Source organism: Streptomyces sp. NPDC003247 (genome assembly GCF_042888135.1).
In the GTDB taxonomy this organism is placed as follows: Bacteria; Actinomycetota; Actinomycetes; order Streptomycetales; family Streptomycetaceae; genus Streptomyces.
Map to the genome: position 1 here is coordinate 332,193 of NZ_JBIAPF010000007.1, position 26,876 is coordinate 359,068.

Sequence of the window (26,876 nt, forward strand, 5' to 3'; positions counted from 1 at the left end):
GTGTGGACTACTCGAATGCCAGGACGGTGGTAGTGTGCGCGCCTCTCTGATCCAGATCGCCGTGGAAGAGGGCGAATCGGTCGACGTACGGCGGGCGCGAGTCGCCTCGCTGGTGCGGGAGCAGGCCGGCTCGGCCGACCTCGTGGTGCTGCCCGAGCTGTGGACGACCGGAGCCTTCGCCTACCAGCGGTTCGGCACCGAATCCGAGCCGCTCCAGGGCCCGACCCACGAGGCGATGGCCAAGGCGGCGAGCGACGCGGGCGTGTGGCTGCACGCCGGCTCGATCCCCGAGCGGGACCCGGACGGCACCCTCTACAACACCTCCCTCGTCTTCTCCCCCACCGGCGACCTCGCCGCTGCCTACCGCAAGATCCACCGCTTCGGCTTCGACAAGGGCGAGGCCGTCCTGATGGGCGCGGGGGGCGACCTGGTGACCGTGACGCTGCCGGAGACCACCATCGGTGTGGCCACCTGCTACGACCTCCGTTTCCCCGAGCTCTTCCGCGGCCTCGTCGACGCCGGCGCCGAGACCCTGGTCATCCCGGCGGGCTGGCCGGAGCGCCGCCGGGCGCACTGGACGCTGCTGGCTCAGGCGCGGGCGGTGGAGAACCAGGCGTTCGTGCTCGCGTGTGGAACGGCCGGCACGCACGCCGGGGTTCCCCAGGCGGGTCACTCGATCGTGGTCGATCCGTGGGGCGAGGTCCTCGCGCAGGCCGGCGCGGGCGAGGAGGTCCTCACCGTCGACTTCGACCCGGCGAAGGTCGCGACGACCCGGGAGCAGTTCCCGGCCCTGAAGGACCGCGTCCTCGGCGTGGCGGCACCCCGGCGCTGAGCCCCCGCCCCTCCGGGCGCTCAGTCCTCCCGCTCCTTCTCCGCCAGGTTGATCACGCACACCGCGACCGCGATCAGCAGCGCCGGATCGGCGTCGTCACGGACGACGTCGACGCCGTACGTGTCCCGCACGTGCAGCCACCGCCGTGAGATCACGGCCAGCAGTTCGCCGTCGTACTCCACGGCGAACTCCCGGTCGAGGATCTTGCCGCTGACGTCCAGCTCGGTACGGCCGTCCGCCAGGGCGACCCGGTAGTGGTTGCGCAGCAGAGACAGCCGCTTGCGGCGGATCGTCGCCAGGGGCTCGCCGTCCCGTTCGATCACCATCGTGTCGCGCAGGGCGAACATCTTCTGACGGATGTCGATCAGGACCCGTCCCTCGGTGTCCTTCAGCTCGAAGGTGTGCCGCATCCGGATCGCCTTGCCGTCGACGAGGTAGACCCGGTTGCCGTGGTCGTCCTCGATCCAGTAGTCGTCACCGAAGCCGAGGATGCGGTCGCGCACGAGGAATCTCATGGCTCTACGGGTACCCCCGACGGTCCGAGCGGGACGCAGCCGCTAGGCCGACGGGCTGATCCCCGCCTTCCGCACGGCGGTGAGCAGGGCGCTGACGGCGCTGGGGGTGGGGGTGAGGATTGTGGTGGGGGTGTCGCTCTCGCGGAGGTGGAGGGTGGTGGGGGTGGCGGCTATCTCCAGGCAGTCATTGTCGGAGTCGCCTGCGGAGAACGACGACTTCTGCCACTGGAGGGTTTCGGACACGTCGAGCCCCTTCACACGGTTGGGCCAGGTGCGGGCGTGTGTCGCACCGCTGTGAGCAGGGCGTTCAGGGCGGTGGGGGCGGGGGTGAGGATTGTGGTGGGGGTGTCGCTCTCGCGGAGGTGGAGGGTGGTGGGGGTGGCGGCTATCTCCAGGCAGTTGGTGTCGGTGTCGGCGGAGAAGGACGACTTCTGCCAGTGGAGGGTTTCGTGCACAGGGATTCCTTCACAGTTCCTGGGCGATGCGATGAATGAGGTCGAGTGAAGCATCCTCCGGGAGGGCTGCCTTGTCGATGCTCCCCAGGACGTTGCGGTAGCGGTTCAGTCGTGCCGTGGCGTCGATGAACTCGGCGCCGTGTGTGGTGTCGATCTGCACGGTGTCGAGCTGGTGGACAGCTCCGCCGACGTACTGCATTGAATAGCCGCCCCCTGAGAATCCCTCAGTGGTGAAGGGGACGACGCGCAGGATGAGCGACTTCCTGTCGGACGCATCGAGGAGGTGTTTGAGCTGGTCGCGGGTGACCTTGGAGCCGCCGACGCGCATGCGTAGCGCGGCCTCATGGATGATCACGTCATACGGCGTGCCCGACTCCAGCACCTGTCGGCGCTGCATCCGGAAGGAAACGAAAGCCTCGCGGATCTCCTTCGGGCGGTTCGGGTCGAAGAAGTCGGAGGTTGCGCGTACGTGCGCCTCCGTCTGAAGAACTCCGGGGATGTGCACCACCTCGAAAGCGCGCACGTATGACGCGTCGTGCTCCAGCTCGGCCAGATCGAGTGCCTGCGGCGGCATCACGCCTCGGTACTCGTCCCACCAGTTGCCGAAGCGCGGCAACGACATGGCGACCAGCGCGTCCACGAGCGCTGCGTCGTCGCAGTCGTAGAACTCGGTCATCCTGCGCAGGCGTTCTTCGCTGATGCCGATGCGCCCGGACTCGATGTGGCTGATCTGGGTCGGGCTGACGCCCAGTTGTGCGGCGGCCTTCCGGTTCGGGACACCCGCCGCCTCTCGCAGCTTGCGCATTTCCGTGCCCAGCCGCGCTTGTCGGGCCGTCGGATTGGGTCTCGAAGTCATGCGTCCTCCCAAACGGTGACGAGTTTCCCGAAACGTTGAGCCGCTTCAACGTTTGCCGCTACAGTCGTCACTGTACTCACGGAGAGTGCTCACAGTGTCACTCTCTCGCAACTTCCGTACGCCCGATCCCCGTTGGAAGTGCCACCCCGGCCCCGCTGCCGGGGCGTCGGACAGTGACGTGGTGGTCAGGCTCGCACAGACCCCCTTCTCCTCACCGGAGTTGATGCCCCATGCCCTCGTACACCCTGATCTGTCCGCCTCTCGACAGTTCCCCCCACATCGCCCGCGACTTCGTCGCCACCGTGCTGCGCGCGCTCGAACTGGACGGCGATCTGATCGACGACGCGACGCTCTGCACCTCGGAGATCGTCACCAACGCCTGTGTGCACGCGAAGGGCGGGGACGGCGCGATGCTGTGGCTGGCCGTGGAGGAGGGGCGGCTGCGGGTGGCGGTGTACGACGGGGACGACAACCCACCGGTGCTGAGAGAGGTGACGGCCGAGACGTGGGAGCGGGGCGGCGGCCGGGGCCTCTACCTGGTGGACGCCCTCACCGGCGGCCGCTGGGGGCACGGCCCGGACCTCCCGTACGGCGGGCACCGGTACCCGTACCCGGACGGCAAGGCCGTCTGGTTCGACCTGCCCGTGCGGCGAACGGCGGTGCCGTGACCGGTCAGCCGCGGACGGCCGACCGGCAGCTGCTGGAGCGAACACGCACCGGTCCGGCCGACGAGGACGCCGACCGGACCGGAGGGGATGTCGGATGGTGCGCCGCGCGGCTATCCGATGACCTGGAAGCTGAAGCCGCGGTTGCTGCGCGCTCCGACGCTGTTCCCGGTGACGATCACGACCCGTCCGGTCTCGATGACGGCGGCCTGGGTGTTGTCCAGCGTGTACCAGCCGTCTCCCCAGACGTTGGAGGTGGCGCTGGGCAGCGTGGTGAAGGGGCTCTGGAAGACGATGGAGTAGCGGCCCTCGCCCTCCCTGGTCACCCAGAAGTCGCCGCTGCCGCTGGCGACGCTCCCGTCGGCGTTGACGTTGCCGAACACCAGGCGTCGGCCCGTCGCCGTGGTGCCGCCGCCCTGGCCGGAGCCGGTGGAGGGCCGGCCGGCGGTACGGGTGAGGCCGAGCCGTTGCCCGTAGTCGTTGCGCAGCCAGATGCGGCGCGCCTCGCCCCCTCCCTGGAGGTCGAGGTTGTCGAAGACGTGGCTGTCGGCGCCGGGGTTGACGGTGATGGTGGCGCGCTCCAGGCACCAGCCGTCGGTTCCGAGGTAGCGGAGGTAGGCCGGATAGCGGTCCAGGTCCTCTGTGGTCAGTTGCGGTTTGCGCGGGTCGTTGTACTCGGCCTGCTCGACGTTGGCGCCCTCGCCGAGGACGAACTCGTCCGCCGCTCCCTGTTCGTAGTCGTCGGCCGCGGTTTCCAGGACGAACTCGCGCCCGGCGATGCCCAGGTAGACGGTTCCGCTGTCGGTCTTGGCGTCGGCGATGTCCGCGGTGTAGATCGTCGCGACGATCTTGGCGATGTCGGCCATGACGGCTCCTTCGTCTCGGTGCGGCGGTGGTCCTGCCGGGGCGGATCCCGGGGCGGTGTCGCCGCACAATCCGTTACGGAGGGTGTGTCCGACGTAAGCGGAACGTGAACTTCCCTGTGGAAGCGCGCAGTTGTCGGCCCCCGCCCGCGCACGCCAGCACCAGCCGCCGGACCACGGACGCACCGGTCGTGACCGGACGTGCCACCGGGTCCCTCATCGGTGGGGTTTGGCCCCCCCTGTACGCGAAAGTCCGTACACGTGTGAACCTACGCTCACGCCCGGCTGGCAAGCTGGACGCATGAACGATGCCGCCTCGGCGCCCACCCCCGCGTCCGCGCCCCCACCCCGTCGCCGTGCCCGTGTCCGTGCCCCCGAGCTGGTCGGCATGGGTGGCTGGCTGAACACGGGCGAGCAGCAGTACACCCTCGCCGACCTGCGAGGACGCATCGTCATCCTGGACTTCTGGACGTTCTGCTGCATCAACTGTCTGCACGTCCTCGACGAGCTGCGCGAGCTGGAGGAGAAGCACCGGGACACCGTGGTCGTCGTGGGCGTGCACTCGCCGAAGTTCGTGCACGAGGCGGAGCACGCGGCGGTCGTGGACGCGGTGGAGCGGTACGGCGTCGAACACCCCGTGCTGGACGACCCCGAGCTCGCCACCTGGAAGCAGTACGCGGTGCGGGCGTGGCCGACGCTCGTCGTGATCGACCCCGAGGGGTACGTCGTCGCCCAGCACGCGGGTGAGGGGCATGTGCACGCCATCGAGCGGCTGGTGACGGAGCTGGAGGCCGAGCACGCGGCGAAGGGGACGCTGCGGCGCGGTGACGGGCCGTACGTGGCGCCTGAGCCGGAGCCGACGGACCTCCGCTTCCCCGGCAAGGCGGTCCTGCTGCCGTCCGGGAACCTGCTGGTCAGCGACACCACCCGGCATCAGCTCGTGGAGCTGGCGGAGGACGGGGAGAGCGTCGTACGGCGGATCGGGTCGGGGGTGCGCGGCTTCGCCGACGGCGCGGCCGGCACCGCCTCCTTCAACGAGCCGCAGGGGCTCGCCCTCCTCGACGCCTCCTCCGTGGTCGTCGCGGACACCGTCAACCACGCCCTGCGCCGCCTCGATCTCGACTCCGGTGAGGTGACCACGCTCGCCGGTACCGGGAAGCAGTGGTGGCAGGGGGCACCGACGTCCGGTCCGGCCCGGTCGGTCGATCTGTCCTCGCCGTGGGACGTGGCCCTGTTCGGCGGCACGGTGTGGATCGCGATGGCGGGCGTGCACCAGCTGTGGGCGTACGACCCGGTCGCCGGGACCGTCGGTGTCGCCGCCGGGACCACCAACGAGGGGCTCGTCGACGGGCCCGTCGACGAGGCCTGGTTCGCGCAGCCGTCCGGGCTCGCGGTCTCCCCCGACGGGGAGCGGCTCTGGCTGGCCGACTCCGAGACCTCGGCCCTGCGCTGGGTGGATTCCGGCGGCGTCGTCCGCACCGCCGTCGGCACCGGCCTGTTCGACTTCGGTCACCGGGACGGCGCGGCGGGGCAGGCGCTGCTCCAGCACCCGCTGGGCGTCACCGTCCTGCCCGACGGCTCGGTGGCCGTCAGCGACACCTACAACCACGCCCTGCGCCGCTACGACCCGGCGACGGGCGAGGTCACCACGCTCGCCACGGACCTGCGCGAGCCCAGCGACGCGGTGCTCGTCGGCGACGACATCGTGGTCGTGGAGTCGGCCCGGCACCGGCTGACCCGGCTGCGGCTGCCGGAGGAGGCGGTCCGCGTCGAGGCGGTCGCCCACCGGACGCAGCGGGCCGCCACCGAGGTGGCGCCGGGCACGCTCCGGCTGGACGTGATCTTCCAGGCGCCGGCCGGTCAGAAGCTCGACACCCGCTACGGCCCCTCGACCCGTCTGCTGGTCTCCGCCACCCCGCCCCAGCTGCTGCTGTCGGGGGAGGGCGCGGACACCGATCTGGTGCGCGTGCTGGAGCTGAACCCGGCGGTGCCGGAGGGGGTGCTGCACGTCTCCGCGATGGCCGCGTCCTGCGACGACGACCCCGCGGCCGAGTACCCGGCCTGCCATGTCCACCAGCAGGACTGGGGTGTTCCGGTGGTGCTCACCGAGTCAGGCGCCGACCGGCTGCCGCTGGTGCTGGCAGGCCTGGACGCCTGATCCCGGGAGCGGTCACACGCCGTACCCGTCGCTGTAGCCGTCGCGGTGGTGCCGGTCCGTCTCGACCACGGTGGTCGAGGCCGGCGGCACCATCACGCGGCGGCGCCGGGCGATGCTGCTGAAGGTCGTCACGCCGATCAGGCCGACGATCATCAGGATGACTCCGACCAGGTCGAGGTTGACCCCCTGCATGTCCCAGTCGGTCGCGAACGTGAGGATGGCTCCCACGGCGATGAGGATGATGCACCCGCCGAGGCCCATGAGTGTCGCCTCCCTGTCCGGTGTACCGGTCGTTCCGGTTCCCCGAACCCGTGTACCCCGGCGGTCGACGCCCATGCGGTGACGGATCCTCACGGACCGCCGGCCGGTGCTCCGTCGACGGCGTCTCAGCCCTCCAGGAAGGCCGCCAGGGCGTTCGCCAGCAGGTACGGGTCGTCCGCGCCGCTCAACTCCCGTGCGCTGTGCATCGACAGGATCGCCACGCCGATGTCGACGGTGCGGATCCCGTGCCGGGCCGCGGTGATCGGGCCGATCGTCGTGCCGCACGGCATGGAGTTGTTGGAGACGAACGACTGGAAGGGGACGCCCGCCTTCTCGCAGGCGGCGGCGAAGACCGCGCGGCCCGTACCGTCCGTCGCGTAGCGGTTGTTGACGTTGACCTTGAGGATGGGGCCGCCGTTGACGCGCGGGTGGTGCGTCGGGTCGTGCCGCTCCGCGTAGTTGGGGTGGACCGCGTGCCCGGTGTCGGAGGAGAGACAGACGGTGCCGGCGAAGGCCCTCGCCCGGTCCTCGTACGTCCCCCCGCGCGCGAAGACCGAACGCTCCAGGACGCTGCCGAGCAGCGGCCCGTCCGCGCCGGTGTCCGACTGCGAGCCGTTCTCCTCGTGGTCGAAGGCGGCGAGCACGGGGATGCAGGGCAGGGCGGTGCCGCCGGTCGCCACGGCCGCCAGCGCCGCCGTGCCGGCGTGCACGGACAGCAGGTTGTCCATGCGCGGCCCGGCCACCAGCTCCTCGTCGCGGCCCAGGTAGGCGGGCGGCTCGACGGAGTGCGTCATCAGGTCCCAGCCGGTGACCTGGTCGGCGGCGAGCCCGGCCGACTCCGCCAGGAAGGCGATCAGGTCGCCGTCGCGGACGTCGTTGCCCAGTCCCCACACGGGCTGGAGGTGGCGCTGCTTGTCGAGCTTGAGGCCTTCGCTGCTCACCGCGCGGTCCAGGTGGATGGCGAGCTGCGGCACCCGCAGCAGCGGCCGGCCGACGTCGATCAGGCGGGTGGAGCCGTCGCGCAGGGTGAGGCGGCCGGCGATGCCCAGGTCGCGGTCGAGCCAGGAGTTGAGCAGCGGACCGCCGTAGATCTCCACGGCGACCTGGCGCCAGCCGTGCGCGCCGGTGTCGGGCAGCGGCTTGACGCGCAGGTTGGGGGAGTCGGTGTGCGCGCCGACGATCCGGAAGGGGGTGTGCGGGGCGGCGTCCTCGGGGACGTACCAGGCGACGATGGCGCCCCCGCGCAGTACGTACTTCCCGCCGCTGGTCCCGTCCCAGGCGTCCGTCTCGGCGACCTGCCGGAACCCGGCCTTCTCCAGCCGTTCGGCGGCGTTCGCCACGGCGTGGTACGGCGACGGGCTCGCCGTGAGGAAGGACATGAGGTCGTCGGTGTGGCCGCGGTCGAAGGCCGCAGGAACGCGCGAGGCGCTTCCCGGAGGGGTGGCGCCGGAGGGCGGGCGGGCAGGTTCGCTCATGGAGTTCACCTTAACGACGTACGAAAGCCCGCTCCTGTCGAAAGGAGCGGGCCCACGTGAGGACGGTGTGGAGTTCGCGGCTGCCGCGGGGGCTTCCCGGGGGGCGGTGACCCGGGCGCTTCCCCGGGGCGGTGACTCGGGCGCTTCCTCCGGGCCGTGACTCGGGTGTTTCCCCGGGCGGTGTCTAGAAGGCGGCCTCGTCCAGTTCCATCAGGTCCAGGTCGACGCCCGAGGCCACCTTGCGGGCCAGGGTGACGCCCGGCAGGACGTTCGCCGCGAAGAACTTCGCCGCGGCGATCTTGCCGGTGTAGAACGCCGTGTCCTTGGCGGAGGCCGTCTGAAGCTTCTCCGCCGCGACCGCCGCGCCCTTCAGCAGCAGGTAGCCGACGACCACGTCACCGGAGGCCAGCAGCAGGCGGGTGGTGTTCAGGCCCACCTTGTAGATGTTCTTGACGTCCTGCTCGGTGGCCGCGAGGTCGGTCAGCATCAGGCCGACGATCGCCTCCAGCTCCACGGCCGCCTTGGCCAGGTGCTCGCGGGCGCCCGCCAACTCCTCGCCGCCGGTGCCGAGGGCCAGGAACTTCTTGATGTCCTCGGCGAGGGAGTTCAGGGCCGCGCCCTGGTTGCGGACGATCTTCCGGAAGAAGTAGTCCTGGCCCTGGATCGCCGTGGTGCCCTCGTACAGGGTGTCGATCTTGGCGTCGCGGATGTACTGCTCGATCGGGTACTCCTGGAGGAAGCCGGAGCCGCCGAAGGTCTGGAGCGACTGGGCGAGCTGCTCGTAGCCCTTCTCGGAGCCGTAGCCCTTGACGATCGGCAGGAGCAGGTCGTTCAGCGCGTGCTCGGCGGAGGCGTCCTCGCCGTTCGCCTCCTTGACGGCGATCGCGTCCTGGACGGAGGCGGTGTACAGCACCAGCGCCCGCATGCCCTCCGCGTACGCCTTCTGGGTGATCAGCGAGCGGCGCACGTCGGGGTGGTGGGTGATGGTGACCTTGGGCGCGGTCTTGTCCATGAAGTTCGCCAGGTCGGGGCCCTGGACGCGCTCCTTGGCGTACTCCAGCGCGTTGAGGTAGCCCGTCGACAGGGTGGAGATCGCCTTCGTGCCGACCATCATGCGGGCGAACTCGATGATGCGGAACATCTGGCGGATGCCGTCGTGCTTGTCGCCGATCAGCCAGCCCTTGGCGGGGTGGCGGTCGCCGAAGGTCATCTCGCAGGTGTTGGAGGCCTTCAGGCCCATCTTGTGCTCGACGTTGGTGGCGTAGACGCCGTTGCGCTCGCCCAGCTCGCCGGTCTCGGCGTCGACGAGGTACTTCGGGACGAGGAAGAGGGACAGGCCCTTGGTGCCGGGGCCGGCGCCCTCGGGGCGGGCCAGCACGTAGTGGAGGATGTTCTCCGACATGTCGTGCTCGCCGGAGGTGATGAAGCGCTTCACGCCCTCGATGTGCCAGGAGCCGTCCTCCTGCTGCACCGCCTTGGTGCGGCCGGCGCCCACGTCGGAGCCCGCGTCGGGCTCGGTGAGGACCATGGTGGAGCCCCACTGGCGCTCGACGGCGATCCGCGCGATCTTCTTCTGGACCTCGTTGCCCTCGTCGAAGAGGATCCCCGCGAAGGCCGGGCCGGAGGAGTACATCCACACGGCCGGGTTGGCGCCCAGGATCAGCTCGGCGTACGCCCAGATCAGGGACGGCGGGGCGGTGGTGCCGCCGATCTCCTCGGGCAGGCCGAGGCGCCAGTACTCGGAGTCCATGAAGGCCTGGTAGCTCTTCTTGAAGGACGCGGGGACCGGCGCGGTGTTGGTGGCCGGGTCGAAGACCGGCGGGTTGCGGTCGGCGTCCGTGAAGGACTCGGCCAGCTCGTTCTCCGCGAGGCGGGTCAGCTCCTCGAGGATGCTTTTCGCGGTCTCGGTGTCCATCTCCTCGAAGGGTCCGCTGCCGTACAGCTTGTCGCGGCCCAGCACCTCGAAGAGGTTGAACTCGATGTCGCGGAGATTCGACTTGTAGTGCCCCATGGCGACGGCTCCCGGATCCGTAGAGAGATCGGCGAGGCACTGGATCCTCGCGCTAGTTCACGTACCAACAAGTAGCTACGATGATGCTACCCGCCGGTAATAAGCCGCAACCCCGATCCCGGATCTGTGACGATCGCCGCGTTCCCGCAGCCCGCGGACGGCGTCCGCCCGGGCCGCGGGCTGCGTCCGGGCGGCGGGCAGGCGGCTTCCGTGCGGGCCCGGACGGCCTCCGCGCGGCCGGTGGGCGGCCTCTGCCCGCTCCGCGGACGGCCTCCGGTCGGCCTAAGGGCGGCTTCCCCGTGGCCGGTGGGCGGGTTCCGCCCGGCCCGCGGACGGCCTGCACCCGGCCCAAGGGTGGCTTCCGTGCCACCCGCGGGCGGCCTCCGCCCGGCCCAAGGGCGGCTACCCCGTGGCCGGTGGGCGGGTTCGGCCCGGTCCCGGGGTGGGCCCTCCCGTCCCGGGATCCCGCTTACTCCCGGGTGGCGCCGCGCCCGAACACCGCTCTCGGTACGCTTGCGCCCATGTACGGCTACGACCAGAACGTCGGCGCTCAGCAGCAGTACGCCCCGCCGCAGCAGCCCATGGGCGGCGGGTACGGCCAGCAGCCGCCCCTGTACCCCGAGCCGTCCCCGCCCTCGCTCGCGGACGCGGTGCGGGCCTTCACCACCGGGCAGTTGGCCGCCGAGGACTTCCAGCAGGTCTTCGCGACCTCGAAGGTCTACTGCCCGCGCGGCGACAACCCCGGCTTCCTCGCCCTGCACAACACCCAGCAGCCGGTGATCCCGATGTTCACCACGCTCAAGGAACTGCGCCGGTACGCCGGCAAGGAGTCCAAGTACTTCGTGATCACCGGTGCCGAGGTGCTGGACCTGCTGCCCACCGGCTACGGCTTCGTCCTCGACATGGAGGGCGAGCACCGGATGGTCTTCGACGCGAAGGCGGTCGAGCAGATGGTCGACTTCGCGATGCGCCGCATGTACGGCTGACGGCCGACCGCACGCGCCGCACCGGCGCGGCCCGCCAGTGCACGAGCCCGGAGGGAATGCCCTCCGGGCTCGTGTCGTTATGAGTGGCGGAAAGTTCAACGCTCAACTAAAGTGGGACGCACGTCGCCCAAGGAGGTACCGACATGCCCGCCGTGACCGTCGAGAACCCGTTGACGCTGCCGCGTGTGACCGCGCCGGCCGATGCCGTGGCCCGCCCCGTGCTCACCGTCACGACCGCGCCCAGCGGTTACGAGGGTGAGGGCTTCCCGGTGCGCCGCGCGTTCGCCGGGATCCACTACCGTCACCTCGACCCGTTCATCATGATGGACCAGATGGGCGAGGTGGAGTACGCGCCGGGTGAGCCGAAGGGCACCCCCTGGCACCCGCACCGCGGCTTCGAGACCGTGACCTACATCATCGACGGCATCTTCGACCACCAGGACAGCAACGGTGGCGGCGGCACCATCACCAACGGCGACACCCAGTGGATGACGGCGGGCTCGGGCCTGCTGCACATCGAGGCGCCGCCGGAGCACCTGGTCATGTCGGGCGGTCTCTTCCACGGCCTCCAGCTGTGGGTGAACCTGCCGGCCCAGGACAAGATGATGGCGCCGAGGTACCAGGACCTGCGCAGCGGGCAGGTCGCCCTGCTGACCTCGCCGGACGGCGGCGCGCTGATCCGCGTCATCGCCGGCGACCTGGACGGCCACCAGGGCCCCGGTGCCACCCACACGCCGATCACGATGATCCACGCGACGCTGGCGCCGGGCGCCGAGCTGACCCTGCCGTGGCGCGAGGACTTCAACGCCCTCGCCTACGTGATGGCCGGCAAGGGCTCGGTCGGCACCCAGCAGCGGCCGATCCACCTGGGCCAGACCGCCGTCTTCGGCGCCGGCTCCTCGCTGACCGTCCGCGCGGACGAGAAGCAGGACTCCCACACGCCGGACCTGGAGGTCGTCCTCCTCGGCGGCCGGCCCATCCGTGAGCCCATGGTCCACTACGGCCCGTTCGTCATGAACACCAAGGACGAACTCATGCAGGCCTTCGAGGACTTCCAGAAGGGCCGCCTGGGCACCGTCCCGGCCGTCCACGGGATGACGGAGAGCGGTCCCGAGGAGGCCTGAGCCGCCGTCAGCCGCCGTCAGCCGCCGTCAGGCGTCGCCAGGCGTCGCCAGGCGTCGTCAGGCACCGTCAGGCACCGTCCGCCCGGGTGACACCCCGTCACCCGGGCGGACCGGCACGGAGGGACAACCGGGCGGGCACGTGATCCGCTGGACGCGTGCGCCTGCTGCCCCTCCCCGTCCGCCGCCTCGCCGCCTGGTGCGCCGTCATCCTGCTCGTGTCGGGCGTCGTCTACGTCGGGATCCGGCTGTGCGTGGAGTTCCGGACGGCCGTCGTGCCCGTGCTGCTCGCGCTGCTCGGCACCGCGCTGCTCGGGCCGTTCCACCGGCGGCTCGTCCAGGCGGGGGTCAACCGGTCGGTCTCCGCCGCCGCCACCTGCGTGGCCGTCCTGGCGGTGGTCGGCGGGGCCGTGTACATCGTCGTCGCCGTGCTGGTCGACAGCGGGGACCAGATCGTCGCGTCGCTGAGGGCCGCGGCGCGGGACCTCGCCCGGCACTTCGGGGCGGCCGGGACCTCACTGGAGGACCTCGCCTCCAACGCCAGGGAACTGCTCGGCAAGTTCGGCGGGACCGCCGCCTCCGGAGTCATCAGCGGGGTCAGCGTCGTGGGCGAGAGCATCGCCATGGCCGTCCTCGCGCTGCTGCTCGTCTTCTTCTTCCTGCGCGACTCCGACCGGGCCGTCGGCGCCCTGCGGGCGGTCGCGCCGGACGGCGGCGCGGACACCGTGGAGGCCATGGCCCGCAAGGCGTTCCGGGCCGTCGAGGGGTTCATGCGGGGGACGACGCTCATCGCGTTCATCGACGCCGTGTGCATCACCGTCGGGCTGCTCGTCCTCCGGGTGCCGGGGGCCGCGGGACTCGGCGCGCTCGTCTTCGTCGGGGCGTACATCCCCTACCTCGGCGCCTTCCTCTCCGGCGCGGTCGCCGTGCTCGTCGCGCTCGCCGACCGCGGCTTCGTCATCGCGCTGTGGGCGCTCGGGGTGGTGCTCGCCGTGCAGGTGCTGGAGGGGCATGTGCTCCAGCCGATGATCCAGAGCCGGACCGTGCAGATGCACCCGGCGGTGGTGATGCTGGCGATCACGGCGGGGGCGTCCGTCGCGGGGATCCTCGGCATGCTGCTGGCCGTACCGCTCACCGCGGCCGCCTTCGGGGTCGCGGACGAACTGCGGGAGCGCTATCCGGCGGCCGCCGCCGGGGGCGACTCGTAGAGCTCGAACCAGATGCTCTTGCCCTCGCCCCGCGGCGCCACCCCCCACCCGTCCGCGAGGAGCTCGATGAGGACCAGGCCGCGCCCTGAGGAGGCCAGCTCCCCGGGGCGGCGCTTGTGCGGCAGGTCGTCGCTGCTGTCGGTCACCTCGAACCGCATCCGCCGCTCGCCGGGGTCGCCGGTCACCTCGACGACCAGCAGCGCGTCGGTGTCGGTGTGCACGAGGACGTTCGTCAGCGTCTCGGAGACCAGCAGCACCGCCGAGTCGACCTGGTCCTCGGAGGGCCAGTCGTGCAGCAGCTCGCGCACCTCCCGCCGGGCCTCGGAGACCCGCTCGGGCTCGGCCTGCGCCACCGTCATCATGGTGCGCCGCACGGACGGTTGCAGGGGCACGGCGGCGCCGAGGTCGCAGCTGCCTCCCTGGCGGCAGACGAGGAGGAGGGCGATGTCGTCCTCCCGTCGGTCGGTGAAGGGGCCGGGGGTGTGGTGGGACGACGGCCCGTGCACCGCCTGGACCAGTGCGTCCGCCAGCTCCTCCATTCCGCCCTCGTGGGACTCCAGGATGTTGCGGACGCGCCGCCAGCCGGTGTCGAGGTCGTGCCCGCCGGTCTCCAGCAGCCCGTCGGTGCACATCATCAGCGCCTCGCCGGGTTCCAGGCCGAGGCGGGTGATCGGGTAGTCGGCGTCCGGGTCGACGCCCAGGGGCAGCCCGCCCGACGTGGCGCGGACCAGGACGGTGCCGTCGGCCAGCCGGACCGCCGGGTCGAGATGACCGGCCCGCGCGGTCTCCAGGACCCCGGTCACCGGGTCGACCTCGACGTACAGGCAGGTCGCGAAGCGCAGGTCGGGGCCGGTGCCGGACTCGTCGGTGTGGGTGAGGCCGTAGAGGAAGCGGGAGGCGCGGGAGAGGACGGCGTCGGGGCGGTGGCCCTCGGCTGCGTACGCCCGCAGGGCGATGCGCAGCTGGCCCATGAGACCGGCGGCGCGCACGTCGTGCCCCTGCACATCCCCGATGACCAGCGCGAACCTGCCCCCGGGCAGCGGGATCATGTCGTACCAGTCGCCGCCGACCTGGAGGCCGCCGCCGGTGGGGATGTAGCGGGCGGCGAGGGTCATGCCCGGGATCTCGGGGCCGAGCGTGGGCAGCATCGTGCGCTGGAGGCCGTCCGTCAGCTCCCGCTGGACCTCGGCGGCACCCGCCCGGCTGAGGGCCTGGGCGAGCATGCGGGCCACGGTGGTCAGGACGGACCGCTCGTCGGGGGTGAAGGCCACCGGATAGGTGAACGCGGCCATCCAGGCGCCCATCGGGCGGCCCCCCGCCGTCAGCGGAAGGTAGGCCCAGGACTGCCGGCCGTAGTGCGCGATCCGCGGCCAGATGAGCGGGTAGCGCTCCCGGTACTGCTCGGGCGAGGACAGGTAGACGGCCCGGCCGGTGCGTATCGCCTCGGCCGCCGGATAGTCCGTCCGCAGCGACAGCTGGGTGAAGGGGATGTCGCCGGGCGGATGCCCATGGTGGCCGGTGATCGTCAGCCGGTCGCCCTCCACTCCGAAGACCGTCAGGCCGTCCGGGGTGAAGCCCGGCATCGACAGCCCCGCCGCGACCCGCAGCACCTCCTCCGTGGAGCGGGCCTCCGCCAGCGCCCGGCCCGCGTCCAGCAGGAACGCCTCCCGGGAGCGCCGCCAGTCGCCGGTGACGGCGGTGCGGTCGGACGGGGTGCCCGGACGCGGCTCGGTGACCTCCTGGAGGGTGCCGGTCAGCTCGTACGCCTTCTTCACCGGGTCGAACGACGGCTTGGAACGGCTGCGGACCACCCGGACGACCCGTCCGTGGTCGTCCACGATCCGGATACGGACCTCGGCGAGGGTGCCCTCGGCGACGGCGAGCTGGATCACTCCGGTGATCTCGTTCCAGTCGACCGGGTGGATGCGGGCGCGGGCCCGCACCTCGGTGAGGACGGTCGCCTCGGCGGGCAGCCCGAGCAGCCGGGCGGCCTCGGCGTCGACCGTGACCAGCCCGGCGGCCGTGCTCCAGTGCCACAGGCCGGTCGCGAGGGAGGCGAGGACCTGCTCCACGGCGGGCAGGGGCTCACCAGTGCGCATTGCCCCACTTTAAGAACATGCGAACGACGTCTGCCACTGATCGCGGTCTGTGGGGTGCCGCCGGTCGACGGCCGATCGTCAGCGCCGTAAGTCGGGAGAGCCGACGGTGGCCTGCCCGGTACGCTGGGGGTGTTTCATGTTTCACGTGAAACATCCGGCCTGCAGCACGGGCCGATCCACAGACCCCGATCCGCGAAGACTGGATGAACGACGATGCATCGGTACAGGTCCCACACCTGCGGCGAGCTCCGCGCCTCTGACGTCGGCACCGACGTCCGGCTGAGTGGCTGGCTGCACAATCGGCGCGACCTGGGCGGCATCCTCTTCATCGATCTGCGCGACCACTACGGCATCACGCAGCTGGTCGCCCGTCCCGGCACGCCCGCGTACGAGGCACTCGACAAGCTGACCAAGGAGTCGACCGTCCGGATCGACGGCAAGGTCGTCTCGCGGGGCGCCGAGAACGTCAACGCGGACCTGCCCACCGGTGAGGTCGAGGTCGAGGTGGCCGAGGTCGAGCTGCTCGGCGCCGCCCAGCCGCTCCCCTTCACCATCAACACCGAGGACGGGGTCAACGAGGAGCGGCGCCTGGAGTACCGCTTCCTGGACCTGCGCCGCGAGCGCATGCACCGCAACATCATGCTGCGCACGGCGGTCATCTCGGCCATCCGGCACAAGATGACGGCCCTCGGCTTCAACGAGATGGCGACCCCGATCCTGTCGGCGACCTCTCCCGAGGGCGCCCGCGACTTCGTGGTGCCCTCCCGCCTGAACCCGGGCAAGTTCTACGCCCTGCCCCAGGCGCCGCAGCAGTTCAAGCAGCTGCTGATGATCTCCGGCTTCGACCGCTACTTCCAGATCGCGCCCTGCTTCCGCGACGAGGACGCCCGCGCCGACCGTTCGCCGGGTGAGTTCTACCAGCTCGACGTGGAGATGAGCTTCGTCGAGCAGGAGGACGTCTTCCAGCCGATCGAGAAGCTCATGACGGAGCTCTTCGAGGAGTTCGGCAACGGCCGTCACGTCACCTCGCCGTTCCCGCGGATCCCGTTCCGCGAGGCGATGCTGAAGTACGGCTCCGACAAGCCGGACCTGCGCGCCCAGCTGGAGCTGGTGGACATCACCGACGTCTTCGAGGGGTCGGAGTTCAAGGCGTTCGCCGGCAAGCACGTGCGCGCGCTGGCCGTTCCCGCTGTGCAGGACCAGCCGCGGAAGTTCTTCGACCAGCTCGGTGACTTCGCGGTCTCGCTCGGCGCCAAGGGCCTGGCCTGGGTGCGCGTGGCCGAGGACGGTTCGCTGACCGGCCCGATCGCCAAGTTCCTCACCGAGGAGAACGTCGCCGAGCTGACCAAGCGCCTGTCGCTGGCCGCCGGCCACGCGGTGTTCTTCGGCGCGGGCGAGTTCGACGAGGTCTCCAAGATCATGGGCGCGGTCCGGGTCGAGGCCGCCAAGCGCGCCGGGCACTTCGAGGAGGGAGTCTTCCGGTTCTGCTGGATCGTCGACTTCCCGATGTACGAGAAGGACGAGGACACCGGGAAGATCGACTTCTCGCACAACCCGTTCTCGATGCCGCAGGGCGGACTTGAGGCCCTGGAGACCCAGGACCCGCTGGACATCCTCGGCTGGCAGTACGACATCGTCTGCAACGGCGTCGAGCTGTCCTCCGGCGCGATCCGGAACCACGAGCCGGAGATCATGCTCAAGGCCTTCGAGATCGCCGGCTACGACCGGAACACCGTCGAGGAGCAGTTCGCGGGCATGCTGCGCGCGTTCCGCTTCGGCGCCCCGCCGCACGGTGGCATCGCGCCGGGCGTCGACCGCATCGTGATGCTGCTGGCCGACGAGCCCAACATCCGCGAGACCATCGCCTTCCCGCTCAACGGCAACGCCCAGGACCTGATGATGGGCGCGCCGACCGAGCTGGACGAGGCGCGTCTGCGCGAGCTGCACCTGACGGTGCGCAAGCCGCAGCCGAAGTAAGGCAAGCCTTTCGAACAGCGCCGTGAAAAGGGACCTGAAGTCGACGTCGATTTCAGGTCCCTTTCGCATGCGCGGCGGAAGACGGCCTTTTTCTCAGCTCGCTGACAGGCTTCCTACCTAGCTTCCAGCGCCATGACAGCGAATGAACAGCCTCAGGAGCGCAACGAGAACAACGAGTACAACGACTACGACACGACCGATGCACTGACGCGCCGCAAAGTGGTCGCCGTCGGCGCGGGCGCCCTCGCCGTGGCGGGACTGGGCGGCAGCGCCTTCGCGACGAGCGCGTTCGCCGGTGACGGCACGAGAACCGCCGACGACGAGGCCGACGCCGATCTCTGCTACCGGCTGACCTCGGAGACGGTCGAGGGCCCGTACTACATCGACGCCGACAAGATCCGTCAGGACCTCACCGAGGACCGCGAGGGGATCCCCCTGCTGCTCAGCCTCAAGGTGATCGACTCGGAGACGTGCCGGCCGATCCGGAACGCGGCCGTGGACATCTGGCACTGCGACGCGGTCGGCGTGTACTCGGGGTACGAGGACCAGGGCAACGGCGGCGGGGGCGGCCCGGCTCCCACCGGCGAGCCCCCGACCGGCACTCCGACCGACACCCCCACCGGCGAGCCCCCGACCGACGCCCCCACGGGCGCGCCTCCCGGCGGGGGGCACCAGGAACCGACGGACGACACCCGCTACTTGCGCGGCACCTGGCGGACCGACCGGCAGGGCCGGGTCGCCTTCCGGACGGTCTTCCCGGGCTGGTACCGGGGCCGCTGCGTCCACGTCCACACGAAGGTGCACGTGGACGGCGAGTGGACCGACGCCGGGTACGAGGGCGGGCACACCTGCCACACCGGCCAGTTCTTCTTCGACGAGGAGTCGGTCCTCGCCTCCGCCGAGCTCGCGCCCTACAGCACCAACACCGCCGAGCGCACCACGCTCACCGAGGACACGATCTACGACCAGAGCGGCGCGCAGGGCGGCCTGCTGAGGCTCCGCTACGACAAGGAGGACATCGGCAGGGGTGTGCGCGCGTCGCTGACGGTCGGGGTCGATCCGGAGGCGACGGAGGACGGCCAGGACACCCCGGGGACACCGGCTCCGAGCACCTCGCCGTCGGCCTCGGCGAGCTGACGGCACGCGCCCCTCCTCCCGGCCGCCCGCCCGGCGGCGCGCACGACCCGTCCGTACAGCCCTTCGCGGCATCTCACCGGCGCCCCACAGGTATCCCGATGGAGCCCACAGCGGCCTGTCGTCTCATGGTGGAGACGGAACGGAACCGGACGGAACCGGACGGAGCCGACGTGAGTCGGCACAGGTCTGCGCGCAGGGAGGAAGCCACCATGGGGCTCATGATCGTGATCGCGGTACTGCTGATCGCCGGTGCGGTCGCCGGCGTGGTGGCCCTGCGCCGGGCCGCACCCCGCCTCCGGCCCTCCTCGCACCTGTCCGACCTGGACGCCGAGGCGGAGGCGAACCAGTGGCTCGTCCGCCTCGGCGGCGGCCTCGTCCCCACCGACGTCCGCGCCTGGGCCGAGGCGGACGAGGCGGCGGGGCGGGCGTTGAGCCGTGCGGCGGAGTGCCACCGCACGGCTCGCGCCCGGCTGGCGGCGGCGCGGACGGCACAGGAGTACGGCGAGGTGACGCGGCTGGCCGGGGAGGGCCTGGACCACCTGCGCACGGCCCGCACGGCACTGGGCCTCGACCGGCCCCCGTCCGACGACAGGACCCCGGCGGCCGTCCACCGCCCGGCCGCGGCTTAGGGCGCTCCCCTTTTCCCGTGCTTTACCCGGGACGGGAAATTGTTCAGGCCGTATGTGGATTTGGTGATGTGTTGTCGGCCGTCGGCTGAAAAGCTGTGTGTTTCCGGGTGGGCGGCGCTGAATTCATGGGACTGCACAGGCCTTTCCCACGTCTCTGACAGGCCCGCCTCCTAGTTTCCTGGCCCATGACGGGAAACATTGAGAACGAGCAGGGACCCAAGCACAAACGCGATCTGACCCGCCGCAAGGTGGTCGTCGCGAGCGCCGGTGCGGCCGTGGCCGTCGGTGCGGGCGCCACGCTCGCCGCGGGTGCTTTCGCCGGCGAGAACGGCAAGACGAAGGGCGCCTCGGCGACCAGCACCTCCAGTGACTCCGAGGTCTGCTACCGGCTCACCTCCGAGACCACCGAGGGCCCCTACTACATCGACGCGGACAAGCTCCGCCAGGACATCACCGAGGACAAGGAGGGCATCCCCCTCACCCTCGACCTGAAGGTCATCGACTCCGAGACCTGCAAGCCGCTGCGGAACGTCGCCGTGGACATCTGGCACTGCGACGCGCTGGGCATCTACTCCGGCTACGAGAGCCTGTCCACGGGCGGGGGCGGCCTGCCGTCCGGCGCTCCCTCGGGCAGCCCCACCGGTGAACCGCCGACGGGTGCGCCGTCCGGCGGGACCGGCGGCGGCAGCATCCACTCGGAGCCCACCGACGACGAGCGGTACCTGCGCGGCACCTGGAAGACCGACAAGCAGGGGCGGGTCACCTTCAAGACCATCTTCCCCGGCTGGTACCAGGGCCGCTGCGTGCACATCCACACGAAGGTGCACGTGGACGGCGAGTGGACCGACGCCGGGTACGAGGGCGGGCACACCTGCCACACCGGCCAGTTCTTCTTCGACGAGGAGTCGGTCCTCGCCTCCGCCGAGGTGGAGCCGTACTCCACCAGCACCACCGAGCGGACCACGCTCACCGAGGACACGATCTACGACCAGAGCGGCACCGCGGGCGGCCTGCTCACCCTCAAGTACGACAAGAAGAACATCGCCAAGGGTGTGCGGGCGTCGATCACCGTCGGCGTCGACCCGGACGCCACCCACGACGGCACCGACGACGCCGTCCAGCCGGGTGGCGGGGGCGCGTCGGCCTCCCCGTCGTCCTCCGCGAGCTGATCCGGCGCCGCGGTGCCGGTCTGACCCGCCGACCGGTCCGGCCCGGCCGGTCCGGCGAGCCGATGCGGCCGGGGTGTACGCCCCGGCCGCATCGGCGTCCCGCGGCCGGTCAGGTCTGACGGCCCCGCGCGTGACGCCCGTGACTGCGGCGGAAGTGGGCGACGACGGTGCGCAGGAAGCCGCGGGAGGTGGGCGGCGCGGGGACGGGGGCCGGCGGCCGGACGTCCGGCAGCGGCCCGTCCGGGAAGGCGACGATCACCAGGCGCCGGGAGGGGACGGCGGCCGCGGGAGCGGGCAGGGTCCGCACGGGCGTGCTCGGACGGACGGCCTGGTACGCGGACGCGGTGAGGCCGTAGGGCGCGGTGTCATGGCTCGGGAACTCCTGGCCGGCACCGGGGTCGTGCGGGCCGTACGGGCCGTGCGGGTCGTAGGAGGGCCGACTGAGGGTGAACGGTGTCGGGTCGTACGGCCCGTGGTCGTACAGCCCGTGGTCGTACGGCCCGTGGTCGTACGGAGCGGACCAGTCGTACGACGGCGCGGACGACCCGTCGTACAGGGCGGCCGAGTAGCCGTACTGGGCGGCGGAGTAGCCGTACTGCGCGTCCGGGTCCGCGAAGTCCGCGATGACGGCCTGTGGCGCGAGGCTGTTCCACGACGGCAGCGTGTGCGTGGCCGGCTGGTGCGCCGTCGTCAGCGCGGCGAGCTTGTCCCGCTCCTCCCGCAGGATGACCAGGGCCCCCACCGCTTCCTCGCGGGCGACGTCGGCCCGCGTCGCCCGGTCGTGGGCCGCGGCCGCGTCGCCCTCCAGGCGCTTCAGACGGGCGGCGAGACGCGCCTGGTCGGCGCGGTGTGACAGTTTCTGACGTCGGCGTTCCTCACGTTCGGCGTCCGCGGCACGGGCCCGCTCCCCGAGCCGTTCGGCGTGGTCGCGGTAGGCGTCGAGCAGTTCGTCCGTCATGAACCGGCCGTACAGGACCGGGGCGCAGCGCCGGAGCACCTCGACGTAGTCGAGCATGAGCGACTGGCGCTCCCGCGGGGACAGGGGCCGGCCGTCCCGCGCCAGCAGGTCGAGGAGGAGCGCGACCTCCCGGTGCCGCGGTGTCCGAGTGCCCTGGGCGACTGCTGACAGCGCGGCCGGCGTCACCCCGTCGTCCGGTTCCCCGTCGGGGAGAAGGCCGCGCAGCCTGCCGCCGATGTCGTCGAAGTCGCCGCCCAGCGGGGTGAGGACGCTCGCGCGCAGCCGGGCGGCGAACCGCTGGACGGCGGCGGTGGCCTCCGGGTCGGCCTCCGACGTCTCCTCCCGCAGCGCGTCGTACCACAGGCCCTCGATCCTGGACCAGACGCGCTGCTCCTCCTCGGGCGTTCCCCGGGTGCCGTCCAGCCGCACCAGGTGGAGCACGACGGCGCGGAGCGTGTCCAGCCTCGTGCGCTGCTTGGCGCGGAGGATGACGGAGATCGTCTGACGGCTGGCGGTCGCTTCCTTCTCGTCCGCTCTGACACGGTCTTCGATCCGGCGCAGCGACGGGTTTCCCGCGGACGCCCGCAGGGCCGCCACCTCCCGGGCGATGCGGTGCAGCGCGCCCTGTGGCTCCTGGTCGTCCGGCGCCCCTGCCGTCATGGCCGCGGCTCCTCCGCTGTGTCAAGGCTGTGTCAGATGAGAGGGCCAGAGCATCCCATATGTCAGCCGTTCGGCAGACGGCGCACGGGGGCGCGTGTCAGAGCGCGACGGCGGAAGATCTGCCCCGTCAGACGCGTCAGTGCCCCTGCCGGTGGGTGTCGACTGGAGAGACCGGCTGGTCATCGGTGGGCCGGTCGGCCGAGACCGGGCCGCGCTTCCCGCTGCCTGCTGGTCCGCGACGGCCCGGTCTCTCCCACCCACTTCATTCAAAGGGGCGATATGTTCAAGCTACGGCGGACGTGTGCGCGGGGGGCCGTTCCTCGGCAAAGCGGTGGCCGGGAGGCGGCTCTGCGGTACCGTTCCTCCCTTCTCTGTGCCCTCGGGCTCCTGTGGCTCGCCGCCGGGCCCGCGACGGCCGCCTTTCCGGAGTCGTCCGCGGCCCCGACGCCGGCACGGTCCTCGGTGACGGCACCGGCACCGGCACCGGCACCGGCATCGGCACCGGCATCGGCCCCGGCACCGGCGGCCCCGGTGTCGGCCGATCACTCGCTGGTGCGCGACGCCCTGCCGGAGTTCCTCGGTTCGCTCGGTGCGGGTGTCCTGCTCGCCGTGGCGGGGGTCGCCGCCAACCGGATCAGGGCGCGGCGGGCGGCGGCACGGGGCGAGGGGACGGCGCGGGGCGAGGGGACGGCTGGGCCCGTGGCGCCGGACGCGGATCCGTCGGGCGGGCGGTGAGCCGTCGGGTGGTGAGGCTTCGGGTGGTCAGGTGCCGGGCGGTGAGGTGCCGGGCGGTCAGGTGTCGTACGTGCCGTCCCACGGTGCGGCGAAGGCCAGGCGGTCCGGGTAGAGCTCGGCCCAGCTCTCGTCCTCGTCCTTCCGGACCACCAGGCCGAACACGACGCCCTCGTGGGTGACCTGGAACGGGCGGATCGCGATGTCCGTGTAGGACCGGCCCGGGAGGCTGCGCAGCAGGTGGGCCAGGTGGACGCGGGCGCGGGTGAGGACCGAGTCCTCGCCGTGCGGGTCGCGCAGGTGGTCGGCCCAGGTGCCGGCGCACCGGATCTGCGAGTCGCGGTAGCGGCCGTCGGCGTCGAAGGTGTGGAGCACCGTGTAGAGGCGTTTGTGTTCCTCCCACCCCTCGTCGAGGCCGAATCCCTCGGGAAAGGCGTACGTGATCGACGCGAGGAACTGACCGTCCGCGTACCGGCCGATGGACTCGGTGCGCTGCTTCGGCCGGTAGCCGATCGGGATGACGTCGGGGACTGCCATGGCGAAAACCATACGGGTTGGCGGGAACATGGCGAAACGCGGCCCCAGGCTTCGGGGGCCCCCGCCTTCGGGGGCGTGGTGGGCCCCGGGCTCCGGGGGCGCGGGCACCGGGGACCCGGTCCCGGGGGACGCGGGGTCCGGAACGGGCGGGGCCCGGGAAGCCGTACGCTTCCCGGGCCCTGTTCACCGTGGACCGACGGCCTACGCGGTGGGCTTCTCCTCCAGGCGCGGGAAGAGCACCGCGCCCTTGGTGACCGTGGAACCGGCGGGCAGCCGGCCCCACGCGCCGGCCTCCTGCACCCGCTGCTCGGCGAGCGCGCCCAGGGTCGCCTCGGCGCCCAGGGAGTCCCAGAGCTTCTGGGAGGTGTCCGGCATGACGGGGTTGAGCAGGACGGCGACCGCGCGCAGCGACTCGGCGGCCGTGTACAGGATGGTGGCGAGGCGGGCCTGGCCCTCGTCCGAGGTGTCCTTGGCCACCTTCCACGGCTCCTGCTCCGTGATGTAGCCGTTGACCTGCTTCACGAAGTCGAAGACGGCCAGGATGCCGCCCTGGAAGTCCAGCTCGTCGCCGATCTTCCGGTCGGCCTCGGCGACCGCCTTGGCCAGCCCGTCGTGCAGCGCCTTCTCGGCCTCGCCGTCGGCGGTGGCCTCGGGCAGCCGGCCGTCGAAGTACTTGCCGACCATGGCGGCGACGCGGGAGGCGAGGTTGCCGTAGTCGTTCGCCAGCTCGCTGGTGTAGCGGGCGGAGAAGTCCTCCCAGGAGAAGGAGCCGTCCTGGCCGAACGCGATCGCGCGCAGGAAGTACCAGCGGTAGGCGTCCACGCCGAAGTGCGAGGTGAGGTCCTGCGGCTTGATGCCGGTCAGGTTCGACTTCGACATCTTCTCGCCGCCGACCATCAGCCAGCCGTTCGCGGCGACCTTGCCGGGCAGGGGCAGGCCCTGCGCCATCAGCATCGCCGGCCAGATCACCGCGTGGAAGCGGAGGATGTCCTTGCCGACCAGGTGGACGTCGGCCGGGAAGGTGGCCTCGAACTTCTCCTCGTTCTCGTTGTAGCCGACCGCCGTGGCGTAGTTCAGCAGCGCGTCGACCCACACGTAGATCACGTGCTTGGTGTCCCAGGGGATCGGGATGCCCCAGTCGAACGTCGAGCGGGAGATGGAGAGGTCCTGGAGTCCCTGCCGGACGAAATTCATGACCTCGTTGCGCGCGGACTCGGGCTGGATGAAGCCGGGGTTCGCCTCGTAGTGGGCGAGGAGCTTCTCGCCGTACTCGCTCAGCTTGAAGAAGTAGTTCTCCTCGCTGAGGATCTCCACGGGCTTCTTGTGGATCGGGCAGAGCTTCTGTCCCGCGAAGTCGCCCTCGCCGTCGAGCAGCTCGCCGGGGAGCTTGTACTCCTCGCAGCCCACGCAGTACGGGCCCTCGTAGCCGCCCTTGTAGATCTCGCCCTTGTCGTACAGGTCCTGCACGAACTCCTGGACGCGGTCGGTGTGCCGCTTCTGCGTGGTGCGGATGAAGTCGTCGTTCGCGACCTCGAGGTGCTCCCAGAGGGGGCGCCAGGCCTCGTCGACGAGCTTGTCCGCCCACTCCTGCGGGGTGACGCCGTTGGCCTCGGCCGTGCGCATGATCTTCTGACCGTGCTCGTCCGTGCCGGTGAGGTACCACACCTTCTCGCCGCGCTGACGGTGCCAGCGCGTGAGCACGTCCCCTGCGACGGTCGTGTAGGCGTGGCCCAGGTGAGGAGCGTCGTTGACGTAGTAGATGGGGGTCGAGACGTAGTAAGCCTTCGTCCCCTGCTTCTCGGTTCCAGTGGCCGCCATGCCCGGAATCCTACTGGCCCCGGGAAGGTCCACTCACCTGCGTTTGGGGGGTGGACGGGGCCTGGGCGGCGGTCCGTCCACCCCCCGGGGGCTGGTGTGGGGTGGGTGGTCGTGCGGGTGCGGGCGGGTGGTTACGGGCGCCAGGACGCCAGGACGCCCTCGTAGAGCTCCTGGTCCGTGAGCTCCCGCGGGGTGGGGCCCGCGTGGAAGAACGCCGTGTTGGGGGTCTTCAGCTTGCGCAGGTAGTCGAAGGCCTTGTTGTCGTGCTCGCCGAACGCGACGAAGGAGAAGAAGACCGTGGGGTGGTTCTTCGCGGCGTCGGTGAGGGACTGGGTGGCGGGGGTCTTGGCGTCCGGCGCGCCGTCCGTCTGGAAGATCACCAGTGCGGGGGACTGCGCCGATGCCCGGTGCCGCTCGTGGTGGGACACGACGGCCTCCACGGCGGCGTGGTAGCTGGTACGGCCCATGCGGCCGAGGCCGGCGTGCAGCTCGTCGATCCTGTTCTCCGGGTCGGCGGGGGTCAGGTCGGCGGTGCCGTCGACCTCCGTCGAGAAGAAGACGACGTGGACCTTGGGCTCCGTGCCCTCCGGGGTGAGGTGGGCGGCGAGGGCGAGGGTCTGGTCGGCGAGGGCCTGGGCGGAGCCGTCCTTGTAGTACGGGCGCATGGACGCGGAGCGGTCGAGGACCAGGTAGACGTCGGCGTGGGTGCCGGCGAGGTTCAGGTTGGCGAGGGTGGCTGTCGGGGGCTCGGCCTCGGCCTCGGCTTTGCCTTCGGCCGGGTCGTTCCCACCCGCACCACCCGTGCGGCTCTCGTCGTCGGGTGCGGGTGGCCCCTGCGGGGCTTCCTCGCCGTCGGCGGCCGCGGCCTCGGCGGCCTCGGCGGCCTCGGCGGGCTCGGCGGCCTCGGCGGGCTCGGCGGCCTCGGCGGGCTCGGCGGCCTCGGCGGGCTCGGCGGCCTCGGCGGGCTCGGCGGCCTCGGCGGCCTCCACGGGCTCCGCCGTGTCGGCCGGCTCCGCCGTGGGGGCATCCGGGGTCGTCGGCTCCTCGGAGGCGGCGGTGGCGGGAGCGGCAGGTGCGGCCTCGGGCTCGGGGGTGGCCTCCTCGGCGACCGGCTCCGTGACGGGCTCGGGCTTCTCGGCGACCGGCTCCGGCTCGGAGGCCGGCTCCTCGGTGGTGGGCTCGGGCTCGGTCTCCGAGGTGGTTGCCAGGGCGGGCTCTTCGGCGGCGCGCGCCGGCTCGGCCTCGGGCGTGGCCTCCTCGACGGGGGGAGCCGTCTCGGCCTCGGGCTGCTCCTCCGCCGTGGGCTCTTCGGCGGTCGGCTCGGTCTCGGGCGATGCGGTGGGTTCCTCGGTGACCGGCTCGGTCGCGGCCTCGGGCTCCGGGGCGGCGGACTCTTCGGTGGCGGGCGTCGTCTCGGGGGCGGGCTCCGGCTTCGCCGTCGGGGCCTCGGCGACCGGCTTCGTCTCCGGTGCGGCCTCCGGCTCCTCCGCGGCCTCCGTCGTCTCCGCGGCTTCCGCGGCAACCTGGGGCTCGGCCTCCTGTGCCGGCTCCGCGGCGACCGGCTCGGCGGAGGACGCGGCGGTCGTCTCCTCCGCGTCGGACTCGGTGTCCGGCGTGGCCGTCTCGGTGACCGCCGTCGGCTCGGCCTCGGTCTCGGCCTTCGGCGAGACCTCGTCCGCGACCGGCGTCGGCTCATCCGTGACCGTGGCGGGCTTCTCCACAGCCGCAGCCGCCTCTTCGGCGACCGGAGTGGG

The 26,876-nt window shown here is 71.5% G+C and carries 24 protein-coding genes; 11 read left to right on the plus strand and 13 right to left on the minus strand.

Going from position 1 to position 26,876, the window contains the following annotated elements; genetic code table 11:
* Window positions 1–34 precede the first annotated feature (34 nt).
* Window positions 35–832, plus strand: a complete 798-nt coding sequence (locus ACFYWQ_RS25000) for a carbon-nitrogen family hydrolase (RefSeq protein ID WP_389519079.1) — start codon at window positions 35–37, stop codon at window positions 830–832.
* A gap of 20 nt (window positions 833–852) precedes the next feature.
* Here the strand turns inward: ACFYWQ_RS25000 and ACFYWQ_RS25005 are convergent, their stop codons facing one another.
* From ACFYWQ_RS25005 to ACFYWQ_RS25020, 4 genes are read right to left on the minus strand one after another with little or no spacing between them, the layout of a single operon-like run.
* Window positions 853–1,347 carry an LURP-one-related/scramblase family protein gene (locus ACFYWQ_RS25005; RefSeq protein WP_389519080.1) on the minus strand — a complete coding sequence of 165 codons (495 nt, stop codon included), beginning with the start codon at window positions 1,345–1,347 and terminating at the stop codon, window positions 853–855.
* 42 nt (window positions 1,348–1,389) lie between these two features.
* Entirely contained in the window at window positions 1,390–1,590 is a 201-nt protein-coding gene (locus ACFYWQ_RS25010) for a DUF397 domain-containing protein (protein ID WP_389519081.1), read from the minus strand.
* A gap of 11 nt (window positions 1,591–1,601) precedes the next feature.
* Window positions 1,602–1,802 (minus strand): DUF397 domain-containing protein, encoded by a 201-nt coding sequence (locus ACFYWQ_RS25015; protein WP_389519082.1) that lies wholly within the window; start codon window positions 1,800–1,802, stop codon window positions 1,602–1,604.
* Window positions 1,803–1,812: 10 nt separating this feature from the next.
* A complete protein-coding gene (locus tag ACFYWQ_RS25020) occupies window positions 1,813–2,658 on the minus strand; it encodes a helix-turn-helix domain-containing protein (RefSeq protein WP_389519083.1) in 846 nt (281 codons plus the stop codon).
* 230 nt (window positions 2,659–2,888) lie between these two features.
* Between ACFYWQ_RS25020 and ACFYWQ_RS25025 the strand changes: the two genes are divergently transcribed.
* Window positions 2,889–3,326 (plus strand): ATP-binding protein, encoded by a 438-nt coding sequence (locus tag ACFYWQ_RS25025; protein WP_389519084.1) that lies wholly within the window; start codon window positions 2,889–2,891, stop codon window positions 3,324–3,326.
* 110 nt (window positions 3,327–3,436) lie between these two features.
* Here ACFYWQ_RS25025 and ACFYWQ_RS25030 read toward each other — a convergent pair whose 3' ends face one another.
* Window positions 3,437–4,189, minus strand: a complete 753-nt coding sequence (locus tag ACFYWQ_RS25030; protein ID WP_389519085.1) for a hypothetical protein — start codon at window positions 4,187–4,189, stop codon at window positions 3,437–3,439.
* A 298-nt stretch (window positions 4,190–4,487) separates the two neighbouring features.
* On the opposite strand from ACFYWQ_RS25030, the gene ACFYWQ_RS25035 reads away from it, so the two are divergent.
* Window positions 4,488–6,344 (plus strand): NHL domain-containing thioredoxin family protein, encoded by a 1,857-nt coding sequence (locus ACFYWQ_RS25035; RefSeq protein ID WP_389519086.1) that lies wholly within the window; start codon window positions 4,488–4,490, stop codon window positions 6,342–6,344.
* 12 nt (window positions 6,345–6,356) lie between these two features.
* Here the strand turns inward: ACFYWQ_RS25035 and ACFYWQ_RS25040 are convergent, their stop codons facing one another.
* The 3 genes from ACFYWQ_RS25040 to ACFYWQ_RS25050 form a co-directional block, all read right to left on the minus strand.
* A complete protein-coding gene (locus ACFYWQ_RS25040) occupies window positions 6,357–6,605 on the minus strand; it encodes a DUF6458 family protein (RefSeq protein ID WP_385069448.1) in 249 nt (82 codons plus the stop codon).
* 125 nt (window positions 6,606–6,730) lie between these two features.
* Window positions 6,731–8,080, minus strand: coding sequence for a M18 family aminopeptidase (locus ACFYWQ_RS25045; protein ID WP_389519087.1), 1,350 nt, complete (start codon window positions 8,078–8,080; stop codon window positions 6,731–6,733).
* 184 nt (window positions 8,081–8,264) lie between these two features.
* Window positions 8,265–10,091, minus strand: a complete 1,827-nt coding sequence (locus ACFYWQ_RS25050; protein ID WP_389519088.1) for an acyl-CoA dehydrogenase — start codon at window positions 10,089–10,091, stop codon at window positions 8,265–8,267.
* 521 nt (window positions 10,092–10,612) lie between these two features.
* On the opposite strand from ACFYWQ_RS25050, the gene ACFYWQ_RS25055 reads away from it, so the two are divergent.
* The 3 genes from ACFYWQ_RS25055 (at window position 10,613) to ACFYWQ_RS25065 (ending at window position 13,406) form a co-directional block, all read left to right on the plus strand.
* On the plus strand, window positions 10,613–11,077 hold the full coding sequence (locus ACFYWQ_RS25055; protein WP_385069453.1) for an SseB family protein: 465 nt from the start codon (window positions 10,613–10,615) through the stop codon (window positions 11,075–11,077).
* A 143-nt stretch (window positions 11,078–11,220) separates the two neighbouring features.
* Entirely contained in the window at window positions 11,221–12,201 is a 981-nt protein-coding gene (locus tag ACFYWQ_RS25060) for a pirin family protein (RefSeq protein WP_389519089.1), read from the plus strand.
* Between the two features lie 155 nt (window positions 12,202–12,356).
* Window positions 12,357–13,406 (plus strand): AI-2E family transporter, encoded by a 1,050-nt coding sequence (locus ACFYWQ_RS25065; protein ID WP_389519090.1) that lies wholly within the window; start codon window positions 12,357–12,359, stop codon window positions 13,404–13,406.
* Here the strand turns inward: ACFYWQ_RS25065 and ACFYWQ_RS25070 are convergent.
* Window positions 13,373–15,505 carry a SpoIIE family protein phosphatase gene (locus ACFYWQ_RS25070; RefSeq protein ID WP_389519091.1) on the minus strand — a complete coding sequence of 711 codons (2,133 nt, stop codon included), beginning with the start codon at window positions 15,503–15,505 and terminating at the stop codon, window positions 13,373–13,375. The two genes, ACFYWQ_RS25065 and ACFYWQ_RS25070, sit on opposite strands and share 34 nt — an antisense overlap.
* A 213-nt stretch (window positions 15,506–15,718) precedes the next feature.
* Here ACFYWQ_RS25070 and aspS point away from each other — a divergent pair, with 213 nt between their 5' ends.
* From aspS to ACFYWQ_RS25090, 4 genes are all read left to right on the plus strand, one after another.
* Window positions 15,719–17,482, plus strand: a complete 1,764-nt coding sequence (aspS, locus tag ACFYWQ_RS25075) for an aspartate--tRNA ligase (protein WP_389519092.1) — start codon at window positions 15,719–15,721, stop codon at window positions 17,480–17,482.
* Window positions 17,483–17,614: 132 nt separating this feature from the next.
* Window positions 17,615–18,619: an intradiol ring-cleavage dioxygenase gene (locus ACFYWQ_RS25080; protein ID WP_389519093.1), complete on the plus strand. Its 1,005-nt coding sequence runs from the start codon at window positions 17,615–17,617 to the stop codon at window positions 18,617–18,619.
* Window positions 18,620–18,828: 209 nt separating this feature from the next.
* Complete coding sequence (locus ACFYWQ_RS25085) at window positions 18,829–19,248, plus strand: hypothetical protein (RefSeq protein ID WP_389519094.1); 420 nt, start codon at window positions 18,829–18,831, stop codon at window positions 19,246–19,248.
* A 185-nt stretch (window positions 19,249–19,433) separates the two neighbouring features.
* Window positions 19,434–20,417: an intradiol ring-cleavage dioxygenase gene (locus ACFYWQ_RS25090; RefSeq protein WP_389519095.1), complete on the plus strand. Its 984-nt coding sequence runs from the start codon at window positions 19,434–19,436 to the stop codon at window positions 20,415–20,417.
* Between the two features lie 109 nt (window positions 20,418–20,526).
* Here the strand turns inward: ACFYWQ_RS25090 and ACFYWQ_RS25095 are convergent, their stop codons facing one another.
* Window positions 20,527–22,035, minus strand: coding sequence for a hypothetical protein (locus tag ACFYWQ_RS25095; RefSeq protein WP_389519096.1), 1,509 nt, complete (start codon window positions 22,033–22,035; stop codon window positions 20,527–20,529).
* Window positions 22,036–22,566: 531 nt separating this feature from the next.
* On the opposite strand from ACFYWQ_RS25095, the gene ACFYWQ_RS25100 reads away from it, so the two are divergent.
* A complete protein-coding gene (locus ACFYWQ_RS25100) occupies window positions 22,567–22,770 on the plus strand; it encodes a hypothetical protein (RefSeq protein ID WP_389519097.1) in 204 nt (67 codons plus the stop codon).
* A 57-nt stretch (window positions 22,771–22,827) separates the two neighbouring features.
* Here the strand turns inward: ACFYWQ_RS25100 and ACFYWQ_RS25105 are convergent, their stop codons facing one another.
* From ACFYWQ_RS25105 to ACFYWQ_RS25115, 3 genes are all read right to left on the minus strand, one after another.
* The gene (locus ACFYWQ_RS25105; protein ID WP_389519098.1) at window positions 22,828–23,304 is read right to left on the minus strand and encodes a hypothetical protein; all 477 of its coding nucleotides are present in this window, start codon (window positions 23,302–23,304) and stop codon (window positions 22,828–22,830) included.
* A gap of 201 nt (window positions 23,305–23,505) precedes the next feature.
* Window positions 23,506–25,122 carry a methionine--tRNA ligase gene (gene metG / locus ACFYWQ_RS25110; RefSeq protein WP_389519099.1) on the minus strand — a complete coding sequence of 539 codons (1,617 nt, stop codon included), beginning with the start codon at window positions 25,120–25,122 and terminating at the stop codon, window positions 23,506–23,508.
* Window positions 25,123–25,253: 131 nt separating this feature from the next.
* On the minus strand, window positions 25,254–26,843 hold the full coding sequence (locus tag ACFYWQ_RS25115; RefSeq protein ID WP_389519401.1) for a VWA domain-containing protein: 1,590 nt from the start codon (window positions 26,841–26,843) through the stop codon (window positions 25,254–25,256).
* Window positions 26,844–26,876: the final 33 nt, after the last annotated feature.

Bases quoted from the DNA above. Each gene is read 5' to 3' on its own strand.
- ACFYWQ_RS25005 (WP_389519080.1), bottom strand. From the start codon at position 1,347: ATGAGATTCCTCGTGCGCGACCGCATCCTCGGCTTCGGTGACGACTAC.
- ACFYWQ_RS25020 (WP_389519083.1), bottom strand. From the start codon at position 2,658: ATGACTTCGAGACCCAATCCGACGGCCCGACAAGCGCGGCTGGGCACG.
- ACFYWQ_RS25025 (WP_389519084.1), top strand. From the start codon at position 2,889: ATGCCCTCGTACACCCTGATCTGTCCGCCTCTCGACAGTTCCCCCCAC.
- ACFYWQ_RS25030 (WP_389519085.1), bottom strand. From the start codon at position 4,189: ATGGCCGACATCGCCAAGATCGTCGCGACGATCTACACCGCGGACATC.
- ACFYWQ_RS25035 (WP_389519086.1), top strand. From the start codon at position 4,488: ATGAACGATGCCGCCTCGGCGCCCACCCCCGCGTCCGCGCCCCCACCC.
- ACFYWQ_RS25040 (WP_385069448.1), bottom strand. From the start codon at position 6,605: ATGGGCCTCGGCGGGTGCATCATCCTCATCGCCGTGGGAGCCATCCTC.
- ACFYWQ_RS25045 (WP_389519087.1), bottom strand. From the start codon at position 8,080: ATGAGCGAACCTGCCCGCCCGCCCTCCGGCGCCACCCCTCCGGGAAGC.
- ACFYWQ_RS25050 (WP_389519088.1), bottom strand. From the start codon at position 10,091: ATGGGGCACTACAAGTCGAATCTCCGCGACATCGAGTTCAACCTCTTC.
- ACFYWQ_RS25055 (WP_385069453.1), top strand. From the start codon at position 10,613: ATGTACGGCTACGACCAGAACGTCGGCGCTCAGCAGCAGTACGCCCCG.
- ACFYWQ_RS25060 (WP_389519089.1), top strand. From the start codon at position 11,221: ATGCCCGCCGTGACCGTCGAGAACCCGTTGACGCTGCCGCGTGTGACC.
- ACFYWQ_RS25070 (WP_389519091.1), bottom strand. From the start codon at position 15,505: ATGCGCACTGGTGAGCCCCTGCCCGCCGTGGAGCAGGTCCTCGCCTCC.
- aspS (WP_389519092.1), top strand. From the start codon at position 15,719: ATGCATCGGTACAGGTCCCACACCTGCGGCGAGCTCCGCGCCTCTGAC.
- ACFYWQ_RS25080 (WP_389519093.1), top strand. From the start codon at position 17,615: ATGACAGCGAATGAACAGCCTCAGGAGCGCAACGAGAACAACGAGTAC.
- ACFYWQ_RS25085 (WP_389519094.1), top strand. From the start codon at position 18,829: ATGGGGCTCATGATCGTGATCGCGGTACTGCTGATCGCCGGTGCGGTC.
- ACFYWQ_RS25090 (WP_389519095.1), top strand. From the start codon at position 19,434: ATGACGGGAAACATTGAGAACGAGCAGGGACCCAAGCACAAACGCGAT.
- ACFYWQ_RS25095 (WP_389519096.1), bottom strand. From the start codon at position 22,035: ATGACGGCAGGGGCGCCGGACGACCAGGAGCCACAGGGCGCGCTGCAC.
- ACFYWQ_RS25105 (WP_389519098.1), bottom strand. From the start codon at position 23,304: ATGGCAGTCCCCGACGTCATCCCGATCGGCTACCGGCCGAAGCAGCGC.
- metG (WP_389519099.1), bottom strand. From the start codon at position 25,122: ATGGCGGCCACTGGAACCGAGAAGCAGGGGACGAAGGCTTACTACGTC.